This is a genomic window from Lacticaseibacillus thailandensis DSM 22698 = JCM 13996 (assembly GCF_001436135.1).
Taxonomy (GTDB): domain Bacteria; phylum Bacillota; class Bacilli; order Lactobacillales; family Lactobacillaceae; genus Lacticaseibacillus; species Lacticaseibacillus thailandensis.
This window is the reverse complement of the sequence record NZ_AYZK01000006.1, coordinates 59,431-78,772: the sequence shown is the minus strand read 5'-3', so window position 1 is coordinate 78,772 and position 19,342 is coordinate 59,431. Positions and strand designations below refer to the sequence as shown.

The following is a 19,342-nucleotide window of genomic DNA, read 5'->3' as shown; positions in this document are numbered from 1 at the left end:
CTCATCATCCGTATCAAACGTCGGCGTTGTTTCCCGACCATCGGTCGTCAGCGTGTAACCGGCAATAACGTAATTAATCGCATCACCATTGGCGTCCTTGTCGTAATCAATCGTCGCTGCACTCGTCCCAGTAATCGTGGCATCGGGCTGTAATGGACTATTGTCACTAACATCTTCAAACTTAACCGTGACTGTTTGCGCATCCGCGTCATACATCACAGTAGACGGCTTAGATGGGTCTGTCGGAGTCAGCGTATAGCCCTGACTCAAATCATCCGGGTCAACAGGTGCGAAGGTGCCGCCTTCCACAACAGGTGTGTAACCAGCCACATAAGGAATAACCCCAGTTGCCTTGGTAGGATCATCAGGGTCCGTCGTGTACTGCACCGGACTATCCGGACTAGTCGCCCCTACCGGCGTGATGGTCACCGCACCATTAGCAACATACCGTAACTGCACTTGTTGATCCGTCGCTGTGTCCGTATCGAAGTAGGCTTGCTTAGTCTCGTCGGAAGCATCCTTCAACGTGTACCCAGCGACAAACTCACTAATGGCAGCACCGCTGTCATCTTGGTCATAGTCGACCTTGGCACCCGTGGAACCAGTGATGGTGTGGCTGGCATACCCGGCAATTTCATCCCCATTTTGGTCGACATAGCTCACAACAACTTTTTGAGGTTCTGCAACGTACCGCACACTAATTGTGTCACTGTATACCGTCGCCGCACTACTGTCAGCATACTTTTCAGATTCTTTTGCGTTATTTTCAAATTGTGTAACGTGATCCTGCAGTGCTTTATTGAGGTCGGTTTCATCAGTAAACGTGGCTGTATCCGTCCCAGCCTCAGTACTTTGACCCGTCCGCGTTTCAGTCAACGTAATGGTCGGTTCAAAGCCAGCAATCACCGGAATGGTGACTGGATCAAACGTCTCATCTGCCGGTGCCGTCCACGCACCGTAATACAGCGCCGTAGTGGCGTCATTATACTGGTCAACATAATATGCCCGTGTATAAACAAAACTTTGCTCACCATTCTTAACCGTCAAATCGGTATCGGCCGGAGCGTTGGCAGGTAGCGTAACTTGCGACGTGAGCCCAAAGGTCCGGTGTGTATACCGGTAGTAACTGTCCTGCGGATTGGTAGGTGCAGCGACCTCAGTGACAGGGTCCACCACCACTTGATAGGTGGTACCACCTTCAGGCACGGTCAGGGTCAAAGCTACAATTGGCTGACCGTTGCCATCAACTTCCATCTGTCCGTCCGCGCCATATACCGGATTCAGTGTACCCGCAACTTTGCCAGGATAAGTAACGCGACTATCAATTTGTTTGATGCCTATTACATACCCAGCAGGAATATTCAACGTGACCTGCTGCTGACTGCCCACTTGGGCCGTAGCAGTCGTTACCGTGCCTACCACTGGCTGGTCGTCCTTAGCGCTAATAAACTCGACCTGGTACTGTGCATCCTGTTCCTGGTAGGTGATATTGATATCATCGTTACCCAAAGTGGCCACATCGGGTGCCTGGTACCCTTTGGTCAAATCATCGGGGTCGACTGGCGTCAACGTGATGCCCGCGCCCGTAACGGCGTCCGTCGCGGTAGGCGCGTAACCTAGAAAGTACGGTACGTAGAACCCAGCCGGGGTAGCTACCGCAATGGGACTATTATCCGTCACGTCGTACGCCGTGGTAGTCGTGATACCAGCAGGCAAAGCCGCACCGCTAGGCGGCGTGATGTGAAAAGCACCGATCTTGGTGTACGTCAACGTGACCATGTTCGCATCGGAGTCATCATCGAGTGTCACGTTGGTCGCGTCAGGAGCAGCATATCCATCAATATCAAAGTTGTTGTCGGTATCCGCGTTCAGCGTCAACTTTTCAACGTATTGGCCTTTAATGGTTGTATCCGTACCAATTGCTTGACCATTTTGGTCCACGTGCTTGACCGTCAGCGTCGTATCTTCACCAACGTAGTGCAAAGTAATGGTATTATCCGCATCATTTAACGTCGTTGGCGTGAACGTGGTCGGATTGTTCGTCGCATCAGCGGTGTAACTATTATCCACAGAGTAATGCGCAATATCAGGGTAGGTCACGGTGTACGGATCGTTAAACGTCGCCTCAAGCGAATCGTCAGGGCGAATCTCATTGCCAAAGGAATCCACATACTTGACGGTTAGGTTGACCGTCGAAGCATCGTAAGTGTAGGTGATAGTAGTGGTTTGCGGGATGTACGGATTAGTCACCAGGTATGACCCAATCTGTGTGTACGATTTAGAATATTCTTTATCCTTCGGGTCTGTCACGTATTTCAAGTCACCAGAGCCGTTTAATCCACCCTTAGCCACAAAGGAAATATCACCCGTATCAACATCCTTTACCGTATAGGTAATAGTGGTTTTGTTGTCCGTGACGCCAGCAACGCTATGCAAGACCTGCGTTAGCGTCTGGCCATCAGTTTGAAAGGGTGACATCGTACCGTTAGCATTGGCACTCGCTGCAGCTGTGTACCCAGTTAAGGAGGCCGAGGGAGCAGTCGTGTACTTTTGCCCTGACAACCCAGTCATAACCACTGGATCAGCACCACTGATGGGGTTGCCATTTTGGTCCACATACTGTGTGGTTTGCGTCTGCATAAGGGGCTTAAAGAAGGCATAACCACTCCAGGTACCCTTTGAACCTGTCTTGTATGAATAAACATCGAAGATATACGTGAGTGCACCTTGCGCATAGACCGATTCAGCGTCATCAAAAATAGTCAATCCGGCCAGTTTGATTTTGCTTCCATCCGTCATTACTTGCGTATTGGTGACGGTATCACCATTCACCAAACCGACTTGAACCTTGCTTTGCGTTGCCCGGTCAATCGCAAAGGTCACCGTCCCGCTATTGCCATCAACCTGCGCAAACGTATACCAATCTGAGTCCTCCGCATAGTGGAAGACCCCACTTGGATAATCAGGATCGGTGACCGAGAACCCCGCTGGCAAAGCCGCACTAGTGGCCGCACTGGAAGCTGCTGAGCTAGCAGCAATGGCGGCTTCGCTGGCAGCGGAGTTCACGGCGTCAATATCGGTTACGGACAACCTGCTCTTGTAACTAACCGTCGGGGTGATAGTGCTCGTAGTCGTGACACTGGCAGCTGTGGCCGCCGCATCAATATCGCTGGTGGCAGTTGCTGCGGCCACGTGCTGCGACGCTACACTACTCGTGGTGCTACCACTATCAGCCGGAGCGGCACTGGTGCTCGTAGCACTACTAGTAGCGTTGCTAGCAGCACTACTACTACGAATAGTTTTGCCATCATTAACCTGCGTTGTACCGTCTGAATTAACCGCACTCGCAGCCACACTAACTGCACCACTAGTATTGCCACTAGCACTGTTGGTCGCTTCTACGGCGGATTTCGCTGGTGCTACACTACTAGTCGCCGTGCTGGCCGCGGACGTACTGGTACTGCTCCCCAAATTAGCAGTCCCACTACTTGCCTGACTTGCATTAGACTCTAACCCACTTTTTTGACTAGTGGCCGCACTCACTGACGCCGCACTGGACGCAGTACTACTCGTACTACTAGTTGCCACACCGTCATCCGCACCATTCGTTGCCGATGATGCAGCGGCACTGTGACCCTGGTTCTGCAACGTATAAACTTGTCCCTGCGTCACCGCAGCGGCAGCACTATCAACAGAATTCGTGGTCTTGGTATCGTTGGTCTCCTCAGCATCGGAAACGGTATTGTTGTGCATACCAATTGCGGTAGTCATACCTAGGAAGAAGAGGGTGCCATATACCCACCTCTTGCCAGATTTCCACATTTTAACGCGCTCCTTAATTTCTGGAGTTGGCGTCCTTTTCGCCCGCTTAAATTTCATCAATACTCATCTCCCGTAAAATCGCCTACTCATTCACAATGAGACCCGTACTTACACACCCTTAAGATTACACCACCAATGCCCAGCAAACAACAATTTAAGCGCAATTGTCGGATATTTTTTGCCGAATGGTTAATTAGATTGTATGACTATATCACAACTTACCGTGACTAAGTCTGCGGAACAATTGTCCACCACAATCCAAGCCGTGCAGTCCACTCATAGCAACAGCTCCGCTTGATTGGGTTAGCTGTCATGACACATCGTTAAACACAACGGTAATATCACCGTAATCAGCAACTAGCCAAAGTGGCTGACGTCGGCATAGCGCTTACATATCTTGCTAATTAAATAACATCAAGGCTACGCGACTACAAAAGTGACATTTGCTGGTTCCACCCACGCCGTGCAACCGTCAAAGTGATCGGATCCGCCACAGCCCCCAAGCAGCGTTACCCCACGCTTTCCATAATTATACTACGCACCCGCCAGTTTGGCCCAAATTGAACACAAAAAAACTCGGCGTCGTCACGACGGACAACACCGAGTTCGAATGAACCTAAAGACTACTTGTTTTCGTTTTCGTTTTCCAGCTTCTCGGCCTCCGCGTCGATTGCCGCGAAACCTGACTGACCAGATTGCTTCTGGGGATGCTTTGAGCGGTCCTCTTCAGCCTTCTGAATCAAAGCCTTACGCTGTTCTTTACTGAGCTTTCCTGCCATCATTCTCGCCTCTTTTCGCACAGGGCACAGTGGGTCGCCCCACTGTGCTCCACTAGAATCGTAGCTGCGAGCCGACTACCGGTTGGAATGTCGCACCATGAGGGGGCGACCACAGTTATGATGTTTGGTTAGTACTTCTTTATTATAGCGCTTTTATTAGCAAACGCCAGCAACGATTGCTAGCAAATTGTCACCGGTTCTTGTGCACCACTTTGATGCTACTGTGCCCAGTCCCGTCGGCTGTCACCCGTAGCTGGTCCGGTACGGAGTCTTGCAACTGCTCCACGTGGCTGATGATGCCGACCATACGGTGCCCCTCGATGGATTCCAGGGCGGCCAACGCCATCGTGAGGCTATCGTGGTCCAGCGAGCCAAAGCCCTCATCCACGAACAAGGCGTCGATGGCGATACCACCACTTTCTTCCTGGATCACTTCACCCAACGCTAACGCGAGGGACAAGGCCGCGATGAAACTCTCCCCGCCGGATAGCGTCTGCACGGACCGCGTGCTCCCAACCTGGTCATCGTAGACGTCAATTTCCAGGCCGGTGTGGTTACCAGTATCCCCCTGATCATCACTTAACCGGAAGGCGTAGCGTCCCCGGGTCAACTCCTGGAGGCGCACCGTGCCCTGCGCCAATACCCGGTTAAAGTAGGCACGTAAAACGTACCGCTCCAAGCCCATCTTGGCGGGATTGTTGCCCGTAAACGCCGCCACCAGGGTACTGAGCTGATTGAGCCGCTGCCTGGTCGTACCTTGCGCCATTAGCCGTTGCTGAATATCAGCTAGCCGTTGCTGGTTCCGGCGCAACCGGGCGCTCGCATCGTGGTGGGCCGTCTGCGCCTGGTCGGCCTGGTTGGTAGCCGTGGTGGCCGCCTGGTGCAGCGCGTCCATATCCGGTTCGGGTTGGTCACCGATCACGGCCTGCGCCTCCGCCAGTAGTGCCGCTGCCTGTGCCACCTGTTCACGGTAATCCTGGTCAGCTGCCCGCAAACTGGCTAATTGCGGTACCGCTTTCAGGTCGGCGGCAAACTGTGCCAGCGTGCCCTCATCCCCGTAATGGTCGCGCACCAACGTCGCCAACTCGTCCTGGGCCGTTCGCAAAGTTGCTTGGGCGCCGTCCACCACATGCTGCTGGCTGGTCAGCTCACCTTGCCGCTGATTCAACGTCGCGGTTGTGACCCGCAGCGTATCAGCGGCGGCTTTGGCGTCGTCATCGTAAGCCTTGATGGCCGCCGTCAGTCGCCGTTGTTCGGCCGTCACGGCAGCGACATCCTGTACATCGTCTGGTAACTCCGCAGCCGCCTGTTGCCAGTTGGCTTGAGCTACCTGCCGGGCCGTTTCCGCGCTGGTCGCGGCTTGCGTCGCTCGGACGGCCGCGGCCGATTGTTCATCACGGGCCGCCGTCAACGTACGCGTCCGTTTGGTCAGCTGTTGTTGCTGTTGCTGTTGCGTGGCCAAGGTAGTAGCAGTCTGTTCCGTACTGGTGGTCGCCGCAATGACGGCCGCGTGGGCTGTTGCTAGGTCGTGTACCGGTGCTGCGTCGAAAATCGTCGCCTGGTTGACCACATCCACCAAGCTCTCAACAGCTGCATTCGTAGCCACCGCCGCCTGCTGGGCCTGCGTAGTTAGTTGCTGCACTTGCGCGTGCACCCCAGCTTCATCAGCCTGGTACCGTTGTAACTGTGCCTGTGCTTGTTGTAACTCCTGCTCACTCACCGTTGTGGTCGCCGTCGCCAGGTGCGGATGTTCCGTGCTCCCACAAACCGGGCAGGGGTCATTCCGTCCCAATTTAGCTGCCAACATGGCCGCCTGATCCTGGTAGTAAGCCAATTGGACTGCATCTGCCCGTTGCGCTGCGGCTGTCGTTTGTGCATGTGCGGCCGCGACCGTAGCTACAGCCTTGCTAGCGGCGGACTCCGCCTGCTGTTGCGCTGCTTGCGCCGCACTGACCGCCGCGTCGGCCCGTTGCATTTGCGCCAAGGCTAATTGCTGTTGCGTTGACTGCTCCCGTAATTGGTCAACCGTGAGCGCTCCCAACTGCGTTTGCACCGTCTGCAACGTTGCGTCCGTGGCTGCCAACGCTGCGGTAGCCGTGCTAGCCGCCGTGCTCTGGGCCTCCGCCACCGTCGCCGCGCTAGCGACTGCCGCTGAGTAATCCGCCACCCGCTGCAACCGCACCGCCGCGCTAGACAAAGTCGCCACGCGCTGCCGCTGGCTGGCAATACTATCGACCTGCGCGGCCACAGTTGCCGCCGCACTACTAGCAGCACTCTGAGCAGTGGCTGCACTGGTGGTCTGTGCCGTCAATTGCTGCAACCGCACCGTTGCGGCACTCGCCGCACTTTGCGCCGTCGAGTAGTTATGGTAAGTCGTGGCGTGTGCCTGTGCCCAGCTCAGCGCTTGAATTCGGGCCTGGCGCGCCTGGGCTGCCGTACTTTGGGCCGCTAACTGGGTTTGCTGAGCCACGGCTGTCCGTTGGCGTTGCCAAGCCCCAGCCAGCGACTGTCCCTGTGTAAAGTTGGCAGTCGCTACCGCTGCCGCGCTGGCCGCGCTGCTAGCCACCACGGCCAGTGAGGCCACGGCTTGGCTGTCCGTTACTAGCGCCGCACTGGCTGCCGTGACCCGGTCGGGCAATGGGGCCCGTTCATCCCGCGCCTGCTGCACTGCGTCCGTTGCGTCCGCCCACTCAAAGGCGTGCATTGCCTCCAATAGCTGGTGATCCGTGGTGCTGACCCGTTGCTTCAGCTCCTGTTGCTGATTGCGCAACCGTTCACCCCAGTCCTGGTACATCTGGGTACCAAAGAGGCTCCGCAGCAACGCCTCCCGTTCACCACTGTCGGCGTCTAGAAACTTGCGGAATTCACCCTGGGGCAACAGGATGATCTGCCGAAACTGCTGGCGGTTCAGGTGCAAGATCCCTTCCACAGCGTCCAGGACGTCTTTGACTTTGCCCAGCACCTGGTCAGGCTCACCATCGCGGTGAATAATCAGCTCCGGGTTGCGCAGCTTCAGGTCACCGTTACGCGACACGTACATCGACCGCGTAATGTCGTACTGCGTATCATCGTTACGAAAGCGCAAGTGCACCACCGTCTGCTCACTAGCCGCAGCAAATTCCGACCGTAGCGCCGTAGCAAGCCGGCCGTTACCGGTCTGGTTGCGCCGCTCGGTACCGTAAAGGGCAAAGACGAGTGCATCAAAGATGGTCGTTTTCCCTGCCCCGGTGTTACCACTAATTAAAAATAGTGGCGTGTCCGCAAAGTCGGTAAAATCAACGCGGGCCTTGGCGTACGGGCCAAAGTTTTGCATTTCGAGTAGTTCAAATTGCATGTCGTGTTCCTCCTGTCGACCTACTGCACGTCAGCCAAGGCTTGTTGCGCCCACTGCCGCTGCTCGGATGTCAGCTCTGTGCCGTTAGTGTCCGCATAAAACTGTGCGAGCAAAGCCATCGGGTCCAGGTGCCGGTCGACTGGTTTGTCCGTCACACTGGTTTGCACCCCGTGGGCACGATCAACCCCGGTGCAATACGGGTAAACCTGCCGTAACTGAATCATTAGGTCCGGAATCACTTCGGTATCCGTGAGCGTGATTTGCACAAAGCTATCCGTCGCGACCTGGTGGTAAAAGTCTGGGTCCATAATTTCCGCGAAGCTGCCGCGAATATGGATGAAGTCCGGTGTTTGCGGAATTTCAATGAACTTACGGGTCATCGTCTCCGTATCAAGGATGTACACCCCTTTGCGTTGCTCGGTTTCGCTGACATCAAACTTGACCAACGACCCTGCATACTGGATCCGGTCAGCATTGACCGCATGCCGGTTATGCAAGTGTCCCAACGCGACGTAGTCAAACGGCGCCAGCAAGTCCAGCGGCACGGCGTCCAGGCCACCAACATTCACGGGTGTCTCGGAGCCACTGTGTGTGCTGCCAGCCGCAAAAAAGTGCGCTACCAGTACGTGGCGCTTATCCGGTGCAAACTGGGCCACCATGCGGTCAATGACCGGCGCCATCGCGGCAGCAATGTTGGTCAGATTATCATCCTCAAAGTAGGCGCGGGCCATGGCGGGTTCAAAGTACGGTAGCAGGAAAAACTGGGTGTCCCCCAACGTGACCGGTTCAAAGGCCTCAGCTAGCCGCGTATGCAGGTAGAATTTGGTGCTACTAAACCACTCACTCCCCGTGGCCAACCGCGGAGCTGAATCATGGTTACCACTAATGACTAACAGGGGCAGCCCGTCCTCGCGGTTGAGGGTGCGCAACATGCTGTTGACGGTGTTGACCGCACTTTCTGCGGCCAACCCACGGTCATACAGGTCACCCGCAATAATGACGCCATCCACGTGCTCGTCGTGCGCCACCTGCCTGAGGGCCGCAAAGGACCGCTGCTGCACCGGTAACAGGTCAAACCCCGCCAGGGTCCGCCCAATGTGCCAGTCTGCTGTATGTAAAATCCGCATGGCTTGATCTCCTCCGTTTAAGTACTCACTATTGGTGCTAACAGTACGTATGTTCGTACCACCATTCTACCGCGAACCGTGTGCGTACGGGTAACAAATTGACCTGGCGCACCACCGCCAGGTCGGGCCAGACACTGCGCAATCAACCCACCACAATCCAGTCAACCACAATAAAAAGGAACGGCCACCACTGGTGACCAATTGGTCCCGTGGTGCGCGTTCCTCATGTACGTTAATTAATCTTGCGGGACCGGCTCCTGCAGTTGCGCGGGCGTCATTCCGACCGTATCGAGCAAAGTTTCGTCAAAGTAGGCCGTCATGTGCCGATTGTTCAACGCGGGCAGCATATTGTACATCGCCAACACCGCCTGCCGGTGGGCATCCGTATCCGCATCCTGCAGTTGGGCAATGCGTTTCAACATCATCACCCCAAAACGGCCTTCGATCAGGTGTTCATCCATCCCCACCGCGTCAATTTCCTTGATCAAGGGTTGCGCGTAGTTCGACCGACGCGCAATGAGCACCCGCAGTCCCCGCGTGACCACGGTCCACGCCGATATGTAACCCATCTGGTTCCACTCGCGCATACTGACGGCGGCCTGCAACACTTCGCGCGTCAACACCAACACTTTGGGTGACGGTAACATCACCATCACCGCGTGCAACACCTCCAGCTGGGTCTCGTCCCAGGAACCACTAGTCACCAGAATCGTCGCTAGGTGGTTAATGTCCTCTGCCGCAACGAGTTGCCGGTGGGCCAAGTAATAGTAATCACCCGCCGTCACCATCATGGCATAGAAGTTCGTATCACAGGGCGCCTGCTGGTACCGCGCCGCTAATTGGTCAAAGGCGTGCTTCACCCGTTCGGGCGTGGGCGCCATGCTCCCTAAGCGCTGCCAGTGCCCCAGCTCGCGGTCGGGTTCACCGGCCACCACTGCGAACGTGCGCAGGGTCAACCCCATACGCGCCAGCATCGCCTGCACTTTGCCTAACGCCAAGTCCCGTTCACCGGCTTCAAACCCCGCGACCGATTTGCACGTGGCGATACCCTCAGCTAGGTCGGTAATACTCCAACCCAAATCTTCACGAATGCGTTTAAAACTACCATTAATAGACATCGTGTACCTCCGACACCGCATCTGGTGCTGGCGCTGGTGGAACCACCTCAGCATACAGGTCAGCACGACACAACTTCTGGGCCAACTTCCGGTAACTTTGGGCTAGCTGGACCGACCCAACCATCCGTAAAAAGCTGATCAGTCCCGTCACCCCCGTGGCGTGGGCGGCCTCGGGATGAACGCGGTAAACCAAACACCGGGTAATAAACTCCCGCCGGTACGCCACCAATGACGCGTTCGCGGGCACCACATCCCGCTGAATGAGTTTTGTCAGTTGCTTGGCCAACGCCAACGTCCCCGATTCGATCAACCAGCAGTCCGCACTCAATACGGCTTCCCACGCCGCAATACTGAGCGAGTGGTTCACCGCGTACATATTATGTATTTCACCGAATAACCGGTTCGCAACCTCCGCGCACATAGTCGGTGCCAACAACACGCAAGCATACCGAAACGTCACGACGTTGGCCTCCGACCACGCAACTTTGGGACCAAACCAATCCTTTAGAATGAGTTGCTCCGTAGCGTTCAGCCGGTTATCCTGGCTCAACGCAAAATAAGCCCCTGCCGCGATCAACAGTTGCTGAAAGTCGAGTGGCGTTTGCCGCCGCGTATAACGTGCTTGTTTCCTCGTTACCAGTTGCTTCAATCCTGACACATCGTTCTGCGCACTAAGAGCGTTCACGACGGTCATTAAGCTGTCGCGGTTGCCCACGAGCGGGTCGAACCCACTGACAAATTCCTGTAGTGATACGCCCATGCGTTGTAGCATGGCTACCAATTTATTAATCGGCATATCCGCCGAACCACCCTCAAACTTCGAGAGGGCCCCCAATGACACAATGCCCCCGGCGACATCCTTTAGTGATGCACCTTCACGCCGACGTAGCCGCCTAAATTCAGCTCCCATCATTGCCAATCACTCCCCATAGTGCACGCGGCTTTACTCCAAACCGCAAAACTAACGCATACATTCCTAGCAGAACATGGAAAAACTTGGTTGCATATGTATTAACCCCTGGTGGTTTCAGGACGTACGGCCCTGGAAACCATTAACGGTCCCGTAACTCCGAATAGCGCCTGACGGCGCACGGGGCGGCTTCCTTCAGGTATTGAAACGAGCTCCGCCCCGCAGGAAGCTGCCGCGTAAGCACTACCACCCAGATGGCCAAACCCAAGCCATCCGGTAACTGCTAACTGGTAACCTGCAGCCACGCTCGGTGGCTTCTCTCAGGTATTGAAACGAGCTCCGCGGGCCAGAAAGCTACCGCGTAGGGCACTCTGACTAAAAGGCCAAACCCGGGCCTTTCAGCCAGAGTGCCCTACGCTATCGCTTTCTAAGCGGCCCGCTCCGCTCTCTGCGTTCTCTGTACAAAAAAAGCGCATGTGTAAGCATACGCTTATTATATATCATTTAATAATCTTTGCTACCTTATCCATAAATATTCTGAACCTGTTCCTGCACTACCTCGTGCTCCAGGAACTCACCATACGTGGTATCCGCCCGGTCAACCACCCCTTGCGGTCCTACTTCAATGATATGGTCCGCAATCGTTTCGATGAACTCCCGGTCATGACTCGTAAAGATAACGGAGCCTGGGAACGCCACCAGCGCGTCGTTCAGCGCCTGGATTGACTCCAAGTCCAAATGATTCGTCGGGTCGTCCATAACCAGCACGTTTGGCTGGGTCAACATCAGCTTGGATAAGATGCTCCGCACCTTTTCGCCCCCGGACAACACACTGATTGGCTTCAACACATCGTCACCGGAGAACAGCATCCGCCCCAAGAACCCGCGTAAGAACGTATTGTCCTGCTGGTTCTTCGGCGCGTACTGCCGCAACCAATCAAGAATACTCAGGCTGTCGTCCTCAAAGACGCTGTTCAAATCCTTCGGCATGTAACCCCGTACCGTGGTCACACCCCACGCCACTTCGCCTGCGTCCGGCGGCACCGTTTCCGCTAACACCTGCAACAACTGCGTTGCCGTCACGTCACTACGACTAATGATGGCGGTCTTCTCACCTGGATGCAGGATAAAGTTGGCGTTGCTGATAGCCGGCATACCGTCCACCGTTAACGCCACCCCGCGCGCCTGCACCAAGTCGTTTCCAATTTCCCGTTGTTGGGTGAACTTTACGTACGGGTACTTCCGGCTGCTGGGTTTAATGTCGTCCAGCGTGATTTTGTCCAACTGCTTCTTCCGTGCCGTCGCCTGCTTCGACTTGCTGGCATTAGCGGAGAACCGCGCCACAAATTCTTGCAGCTGCTTGATCTGTTCTTCCTTTTTGGCGTTGGCGTTGGACTTCAGCTGCTGCGCCAGTTCAGAACTTTGACGCCAGAAATCGTAGTTACCCACGTATAATTCAATCTTGCCGTAGTCCACGTCACACATCATCGTGCAGACCGCGTTCAGGAAATGCCGGTCATGGCTGACAATCAGTACGGTGTTCTGGTAATCCGCCAAAAAGTCTTCCAGCCAGCTAATTGTTTGCGTGTCCAACCCGTTGGTCGGTTCGTCCAGCAGCAACACGTCGGGTTGACCAAAGAGGGCCTGCCCCAGCAAGACCTTCACCTTGTCGCTTTCTGGCAGGTCGCCCATCAGCGCTTGGTGTTGCGCCTCGGGAATCCCCAACTGCTGCAACAACTGGCTGGCATCACTTTCGGCGTTCCAACCATCCATTTCGGCAAATTCACCCTCCAAGTCGGCGGCCTTCAGACCGTCTTCCTCGGAAAAATCCGCCTTGGCATACAGCGCGTCTTTGGCCTGCATTACCGCAAACAAACGCTTGTGACCCTGCAGTACCGTATTCATCACGGTCTGATCGTCAAAGGCAAAGTGGTCTTGCTGCAAACTACTCATGCGTTCGTGGGCATCAAGGGTGACGGTCCCGGTACTGGGTGCCAACTTGCCCTCCAGAATCTTCAGGAAGGTCGATTTGCCGGCCCCGTTGGCGCCGATAATGCCGTAACAGTTACCAGGCGTGAACTTCAGGTTGACGTCCGTGTATAGGGTACGGTCGGTAAAGGTCATACTAACGTTGTTTACTGTGAGCAATTGGTTTCTCCTTATATGGGTAACATTCTCAATATGTGGTGCTGACTCAAAAGCTAAACTCGAGCGACCCGCTCTCATGATGTGACACAACCTTGCTATTAAGGTCAGTGGCCACTAGTAGGTATTGAAACGCGCTACGCCCCGCCGAAAGCTATTGCGCGGCGCGGCTCTCTACACAAAAGCAGTTTTCCCCGCCCGGTGATTTGCCGGGGAGGAAAGCTGCCTTGATTACGCACGTGCCGTTCAATCCTAATCAGGTATTATAGCCTGCTAACTAATTAATTACCACTTTTGTGTTGTATTTAATGTTCTCGTAGATCCACTTAGCGTCCGGAATGGTTAACCGTACACAGCCGTGCGAGGCGCCACCCTTCTTGCCGAGCTTAGCCGCTTCCGATTTAATGTAATTGCCATTGGCATCGATCGGAACACTGTGGAACAAAAGACTACCATGGCCAGCCCAAGAGGTGTAATAGTTAGCACCTTCCCGTTCAGCCGCGTTGTAAAACGTTTGGCCGCGCTCCGCCTGCACGTGATACGTGCCGTGCGGGGTGGCCGTCGTCTTACTGTTAGTCATCCCCGTTGAGCAATACATCGTATAGAGCACCTTGTCACCGTTCATGATGTACACGCGCTGCTTCTCGGTGGAGACGTGAATCCACAGGTTCGGGTACTTATTCACGTCGGGATACGCCTTATTCTCTGACGGTTTGGTGTAATCAACGGTCTTCTGCTTCACCGCCTTTTTTGCCGCCTGCTTGCTGCTGGCTTTGGCTGCACTGGCCTTACTACTGGAACTCTTAGCGGCCTTAGCAACCGCCTCGGTGTGCTGACTATGCATCGTGTAAGCACTAACGCCGCCAACCGCAATCAACGCAATAATGACGCACGCCCAAATCCAAAGCTGCCGTCCTGCGTGATTATGTTGCTTGGATCCATTTGCTGGCAATGGAATGACCTCCTCAATCTCGGTTCGCTACACATAAGCATAACACGTTTAGGCCCAGTTTTTATATGAAAAAAGGTATAACTTTCATCCCCACCCGCACAAAGTCGACCCTGGATGCGATGGGGTAACTACGGGCATCAGTACGGCCTATGGGCACGGTACGTGCGGCCAGCATGCAAAATGGCTGGCGACCATTTACAGTAACCGGATGAGTGCCCATTGACGTCCAGTTGTCCGCCTGTGGAAGACAAGTGTATGTGATTAGTGTTAAACTACAAACATTATGCAACGTTTCGGTGGGCACCCAGGTGCCCGCCAGATAGGAGTATCCCCAATGCAACGTAAACTCAGTTCTCGTCACATGCAGATGATTGCCCTGGGCGGCACGATTGGTGTCGGCCTCTTCATGGGCTCAGCGTCCACCATTCAGTGGACCGGTCCTAGCGTCATGCTCGCGTACGCGGTGGCGGGGTTATTCCTCTACTTTATTATGCGGGCCCTCGGAGAAATGCTGTACGCCCACCCCGTGACTGGCAGCTTTGCCTCGTTTGCCTCTGACTACCTGCACCCTGTCTTTGGTTACCTGACCGCCTGGGCTAACATTTTTCAGTTTCTCGTTGTGGGCATGTCGGAAATGATCGCCATCGGCAGTTACTTTGAATTCTGGTGGCCGCACCTGCCCCAATGGATTCCCGGCCTGGTCGCGTTACTGTTACTGACCATCGCTAACCTCATTTCCGTGAAAGCGTTTGGTGAGCTGGAGTTTTGGTTTGCCATGGTCAAAGTCGTGACCATTATCCTAATGATCGTCGCCGGGATCGGGTTGATCTTCTTTGGTTTTGGTAACGGTGGCTACGCCATCGGCCTCAGCAACCTCTGGAGTCATGGTGGGTTCTTCACCGGCGGTGTGAGCGGCTTCGTCTTTGCCCTCGCCATCGTCGTCGCGTCGTACCAGGGGGTCGAACTCATCGGCATCACCGCCGGGGAGGCGGAAAACCCGCAGCCAACCATCGTGAAGTCCATCCAGTCCACGGTTGGTCGCATCCTGATCTTTTACGTTGGCGCCATCTTCGTCATCGTCACGGTCTACCCGTGGAATCAGCTCGGCACAATCGGTTCGCCCTTCGTGGAAACCTTTGCCAAAGTCGGCATCGGGGCCGCCGCCACAATCATCAACTTTGTCGTGGTCACCGCCGCGCTGTCTGGTGCGAACTCCGGTATCTACAGTGCTAGCCGTATGGGCTACACCCTGGCAGAAACCGGGCAGCTACCGCACCGTCTCACCAAACTGAACCGCCACGGGGTTCCGTTCTGGCCCGTTGTCACAATTGCAGCCGGTATCGGCATCGGCGTGGTACTAAACTTCATCGTGCCGCTACTCTGGCCGGGCACCAAGAACCTGTTCGTCATCGTGTACAGTTCCAGCGTACTGCCGGGGCTGATCCCCTGGGTGGTCATCTTGCTGAGCCAAATTCAGTTTCGCAAGCAGCACCCCATCGTCGCCGGCGAACACCAATTCCGGATGCCGTTCTCACCGTGGAGTAACTACCTGACCCTCATTTTCCTGGGCATCGTCGTCATCTTCATGGGCATCAACCCTAGCACCCGCATTCCGCTCGTGGTGGGCATTGTCTTCATCGCTGCGGTGCTGTGCCACTATTGGCGCACTAACCGACATAAATAAATATCTGCATATAAAGGGGGACGTTACCGCCAGACACCAACGCGTGTGTCTAGTGGCAACGTCCCCTCTGTAGTTAAGCGCGGTAAGGCGACCACAGCTAGTCGTTGGCGCCAGCGCGCTACATTTCCTTAAAAGTCACCTGACCATCATGGATGGTGGCCTGCTGGTAGTCGCGCTGATCCATGTAGTTAGTCTGCGTGAACATGTTCAAGGTGTGCACAAACACCACTTCGTAGGTACCGTCATCCAACGTGGAGACAGCATCCGCGTACGTGCCCTGCCGTTGCCGGTCCGCAGCCGCAAAGACCCGCCGCACGTGCGCATCTACATGGGCATCATCCGCGACACTTTTGGCCGTACTCTTGTGGAACACGGTGGCGTGGCCGTCCTTGAGCCGTACCATCTTGGTTGATGACAGAAATAAGTACATATATTCCTGATCACCAGCCACCCGCGCAGTCGCTTGGGGGATGGTGTAACCCGCATACATGGCCGTGGCCACCTGCGTAGGGTAACGACTCGCGTATAACGACGTGGCCGATTGCTTAGCTAGGTCTTCTACGTTCGTGCGGCTAACACTCGTAAAATTGCCACTACCACCAGTCACATATAACTGACCGTCACGAACCTGTAGGGCGTCGTACTCGTTGTCTACCCAATTGCCCGCAATCTGCCGGTTACCGAGATGGTGGCGTGGCGCCGTAAACCCTTTGTCCGTGAAGACCTGCGCCATCTCCACACCACCCAGCTCAGCACTACTCTGCCCGTATGCCATCGACAACGCGTACAGGTGGTGCCCGCTAGCAATAAAGCCGTTATTCTGAACGCTGACGGTCCCGTCGCGATAGTAGGACAAATCGCTGTAATGGCGAATGGTAATGTGTGCCTTCGCCTTGGCCAACGCCTGGTTAAGTTGCTTGATGGTGGCAAAGTGGTAGGCAGTACCGGTCGACCCTGCCTCCGCATCTGTTTTCCGTAGCCGCGCCTTCAGTTCCTGATAATTGATGCGGGTGTACCCACCTAACTGCCCGCGGTGAAAAATCCATGTGGAGCCCATGGTCGCATTTTGCGCGTACTGAAAAGCTTGCAGATGGCCCTTGTTACTAGCCTGAGCGGTCACCTTGCCCTGTTGTCGCCAAAAGGTCTGGCGGGCACCTAAAATCTGGCGCGATGCCGTCAGTGCCGATGTCTGTTGGTGACGATGCTGCTGAGCACTATGGTGTAAGCTTACGTAGCCACCCACGCCCAACGCGGTTATCAGGATGACGCCGACAATTCCGCCAGCCAGTTGCAGTTTCTTCATTAATTGTGCCCCATTCCCAGGATACGTTGCTACAAATTTATACCATTATGACAGTTTCCAACCCCACCAACAACCGTGGCGGACCAGTCGCTATATATTTAGCCTTGTTCGTTGGGAGAGACGGTTCCCTTCACCCGCGTTTCGGCATACACTAAAACACGGACACAATTTCCGTCAAAGGAGTAACTATTAATGACTAATATTTTGGTTCTACACACAGGCGGCACCATTTCGATGACCGCCAACGCGGCGGGTGATGTGGCCCCCAGCGCGGAAAACCCGCTCATGGGCCAGGTCGACCAGTTGGGTGCCGACATCCACGTCACCGCCGAGGAAATTTTCAACCTACCCTCTCCCCACATGACGCCGGAACTCATGCTGGAGCTGGCCCAGCGAATTCGCCGTGCTGAAGCTAACGGCGTCGACGGCGTCGTGGTCACCCACGGTACGGACACGTTGGAGGAAACCGCGTACTTCCTCGACCTCACGCTGGATAGCACCATCCCGGTGGTCGTCACCGGTGCCATGCGTTCCAGCAACGAAATCGGCAGTGACGGCCTGTACAACTTCATCACTGCCATTCGTACCGCGGCCAGTCCCGAATCGCGGCACAAAGGATGCCTGGTGGTGATGAACGATGAGATCCACACGGCCCGCTTTGTGACCAAGACCCACACCACTAACGTCGCCACGTTCCGCACACCTACCTTTGGGCCCATCGGGTTGGTGACCAAGGATGGGGTCCGCTTCTTCCAGGAATTGATCAACCAGGAAGCCTGCCTCATTGATAACGTGGTGCCTAACGTCTTCCTGCTCAAAGCGTATGCGGGCATGGACGCTACGTTGTTCGACGCCCTCCCGAAGAACACTAACGGACTGGTCATTGAAGCCCTTGGTGCCGGCAACCTGCCGCCAGCAACTTTGCCCGGTCTCCAGCGGTTGCTGGACCGGCACGTGCCCATTGTGTTGGTGTCCCGTTGTTTTAACGGGGTGGCGGAAGGCTTCTATGATTATGAGGGCGGCGGCGTCGAACTGGAAAAGATGGGCATCATCTTTTGCCAGGGCCTGAACGGGCAAAAGGCGCGTATCAAGCTGATCGTCGGTCTTAGCGACGGTAAGCAGGGTGCCGACCTCAAAGCTTACGTTAATAACGCTATTAGTTAAACCAAAAGGACCACGGTGAGCACCGACACGTACGCGTGTCAGTACAAACCTTGGTCCTTTATTTGACCCAGATTAATGTTGCAATAATGCATTGTCCCGTCTAACTAAGAGTCGGCCGCCATTTCCCGGCCAATCGTCAGGAGCCGGTTCATCACGTGCGCCTGGCTACCACCACGTGACGGCACGATCAGACTCGGCCGCATTAGGGCGGCCGCCAAGTCGGCAGCGTACGGATCCGTATCCGCGGCCACGTGCTGCACCACTTGCTGGCCACCACGCAGAGCCACCAGCGCGCCAGTCACGGTGCCGTACGTCGCTAACGGCGCGGCCAAAGCTGTCAGGTTGGTAACGCCTGGCACCGTATCCGTGGCGCCAACGGCTACAAGCACGACGTCATCACGCTGGGCACGAATAGCAACCACCAGGTCAGCCAGGTGCGCGTTAGGCCCACCATCTGGTGCAGCCAACTGGTCGGCCAGCACGTCGGTCAACGCGACGCCCAGGGGACCGTTAGGCGTTGCCACGCTGTATAGCGCCTGGAAGTCAGCGCCATCACGCGCAAGGGGCACCGCGGGCCGCGGACCAACCGCTACGACCCCCCCGAGGTAACGGTACAATGGCACACCCTCAAAGTTCGCGGCGGCCCGAGCAATCGCCAGTGAGGTCGCAAAGGTGGCGTTGACCCCGAGACGGTGCCAGTCGTCGGTACCGTCGGCGTCGGCGATGGTGGCATCACGTTGTCGCTGGTTAAAGGGCGACTGTCCACGTAGTTCGTCGTGCAACGTGGTGTTGACGTGGTTCACGGCTTTGAGCACGCCCAAACCGTGCAGCCGATCACCGCCATCCAGTAAACCAACACCCGGTCCACCGTCGTGCCGCCCAGGAGTCGCCACGGTGGCCACGCCGGTGGTGCCATCGTTTAGCACCACGGTCACCTGCAGTGCGGGGGTACCCACAGCACTAACGACTTCAGCCGCCACTACATCTGAAATTACAACCACCAT

The 19,342-nt window shown here is 55.6% G+C and carries 12 protein-coding genes; 2 read left to right on the top strand and 10 right to left on the bottom strand.

Annotated features, from left to right (window positions below):
* From FD19_RS08145 to FD19_RS08115, 8 genes are all read right to left on the bottom strand, one after another.
* Nucleotides 1-3,879, bottom strand: a 3,879-nt coding sequence (locus FD19_RS08145) for a MucBP domain-containing protein (protein ID WP_268872338.1), incomplete at its 3' end; no start/stop codon positions are given.
* A gap of 566 nt (nt 3,880-4,445) precedes the next feature.
* Entirely contained in the window at nt 4,446-4,604 is a 159-nt protein-coding gene (locus FD19_RS09765; protein ID WP_156321920.1) for a hypothetical protein, read from the bottom strand.
* Between the two features lie 187 nt (nt 4,605-4,791).
* Entirely contained in the window at nt 4,792-7,935 is a 3,144-nt protein-coding gene (locus FD19_RS08140; protein WP_056969694.1) for an AAA family ATPase, read from the bottom strand.
* A gap of 20 nt (nt 7,936-7,955) precedes the next feature.
* Nucleotides 7,956-9,062, bottom strand: a complete 1,107-nt coding sequence (locus FD19_RS08135) for an exonuclease SbcCD subunit D (protein WP_056969692.1) — start codon at nt 9,060-9,062, stop codon at nt 7,956-7,958.
* A 236-nt stretch (nt 9,063-9,298) separates the two neighbouring features.
* Nucleotides 9,299-10,180: a helix-turn-helix domain-containing protein gene (locus tag FD19_RS08130; RefSeq protein ID WP_054750733.1), complete on the bottom strand. Its 882-nt coding sequence runs from the start codon at nt 10,178-10,180 to the stop codon at nt 9,299-9,301.
* Nucleotides 10,170-11,093 (bottom strand): helix-turn-helix domain-containing protein, encoded by a 924-nt coding sequence (locus tag FD19_RS08125; RefSeq protein WP_054750732.1) that lies wholly within the window; start codon nt 11,091-11,093, stop codon nt 10,170-10,172. The genes FD19_RS08130 and FD19_RS08125 overlap by 11 nt, the downstream gene beginning before the upstream one ends.
* Before the next feature lie 519 nt (nt 11,094-11,612).
* The gene (locus FD19_RS08120; RefSeq protein WP_054750731.1) at nt 11,613-13,238 is read right to left on the bottom strand and encodes an ATP-binding cassette domain-containing protein; all 1,626 of its coding nucleotides are present in this window, start codon (nt 13,236-13,238) and stop codon (nt 11,613-11,615) included.
* Between the two features lie 274 nt (nt 13,239-13,512).
* Nucleotides 13,513-14,079 carry a L,D-transpeptidase gene (locus FD19_RS08115; protein ID WP_082619538.1) on the bottom strand — a complete coding sequence of 189 codons (567 nt, stop codon included), beginning with the start codon at nt 14,077-14,079 and terminating at the stop codon, nt 13,513-13,515.
* A gap of 442 nt (nt 14,080-14,521) precedes the next feature.
* Here FD19_RS08115 and FD19_RS08110 point away from each other — a divergent pair, with 442 nt between their 5' ends.
* Nucleotides 14,522-15,871 (top strand): amino acid permease, encoded by a 1,350-nt coding sequence (locus tag FD19_RS08110; RefSeq protein WP_054750728.1) that lies wholly within the window; start codon nt 14,522-14,524, stop codon nt 15,869-15,871.
* Nucleotides 15,872-15,989: 118 nt separating this feature from the next.
* On the opposite strand, the gene FD19_RS08105 is transcribed toward FD19_RS08110, so the two are convergent.
* The gene (locus FD19_RS08105) at nt 15,990-17,174 is read right to left on the bottom strand and encodes a hypothetical protein (protein WP_056969689.1); all 1,185 of its coding nucleotides are present in this window, start codon (nt 17,172-17,174) and stop codon (nt 15,990-15,992) included.
* A gap of 192 nt (nt 17,175-17,366) precedes the next feature.
* Here FD19_RS08105 and FD19_RS08100 point away from each other — a divergent pair, with 192 nt between their 5' ends.
* Complete coding sequence (locus FD19_RS08100; RefSeq protein ID WP_054750726.1) at nt 17,367-18,338, top strand: asparaginase; 972 nt, start codon at nt 17,367-17,369, stop codon at nt 18,336-18,338.
* 104 nt (nt 18,339-18,442) lie between these two features.
* On the opposite strand, the gene FD19_RS08095 is transcribed toward FD19_RS08100, so the two are convergent.
* On the bottom strand, nt 18,443-19,342 hold the full coding sequence (locus FD19_RS08095) for a phosphopyruvate hydratase family protein (protein ID WP_056969687.1): 900 nt from the start codon (nt 19,340-19,342) through the stop codon (nt 18,443-18,445).

What these genes read in the sequence shown, in the direction of transcription:
- FD19_RS09765 (WP_156321920.1), bottom strand. Translation starts at nt 4,604, where the DNA reads ATGATGGCAGGAAAGCTCAGTAAAGAACAGCGTAAGGCTTTGATTCAG.
- FD19_RS08140 (WP_056969694.1), bottom strand. Translation starts at nt 7,935, where the DNA reads ATGCAATTTGAACTACTCGAAATGCAAAACTTTGGCCCGTACGCCAAG.
- FD19_RS08135 (WP_056969692.1), bottom strand. Translation starts at nt 9,062, where the DNA reads ATGCGGATTTTACATACAGCAGACTGGCACATTGGGCGGACCCTGGCG.
- FD19_RS08130 (WP_054750733.1), bottom strand. Translation starts at nt 10,180, where the DNA reads ATGTCTATTAATGGTAGTTTTAAACGCATTCGTGAAGATTTGGGTTGG.
- FD19_RS08125 (WP_054750732.1), bottom strand. Translation starts at nt 11,093, where the DNA reads ATGATGGGAGCTGAATTTAGGCGGCTACGTCGGCGTGAAGGTGCATCA.
- FD19_RS08115 (WP_082619538.1), bottom strand. Translation starts at nt 14,079, where the DNA reads ATGCATAGTCAGCACACCGAGGCGGTTGCTAAGGCCGCTAAGAGTTCC.
- FD19_RS08110 (WP_054750728.1), top strand. Translation starts at nt 14,522, where the DNA reads ATGCAACGTAAACTCAGTTCTCGTCACATGCAGATGATTGCCCTGGGC.
- FD19_RS08105 (WP_056969689.1), bottom strand. Translation starts at nt 17,174, where the DNA reads ATGAAGAAACTGCAACTGGCTGGCGGAATTGTCGGCGTCATCCTGATA.
- FD19_RS08100 (WP_054750726.1), top strand. Translation starts at nt 17,367, where the DNA reads ATGACTAATATTTTGGTTCTACACACAGGCGGCACCATTTCGATGACC.
- FD19_RS08095 (WP_056969687.1), bottom strand. Translation starts at nt 19,342, where the DNA reads ATGGTGGTTGTAATTTCAGATGTAGTGGCGGCTGAAGTCGTTAGTGCT.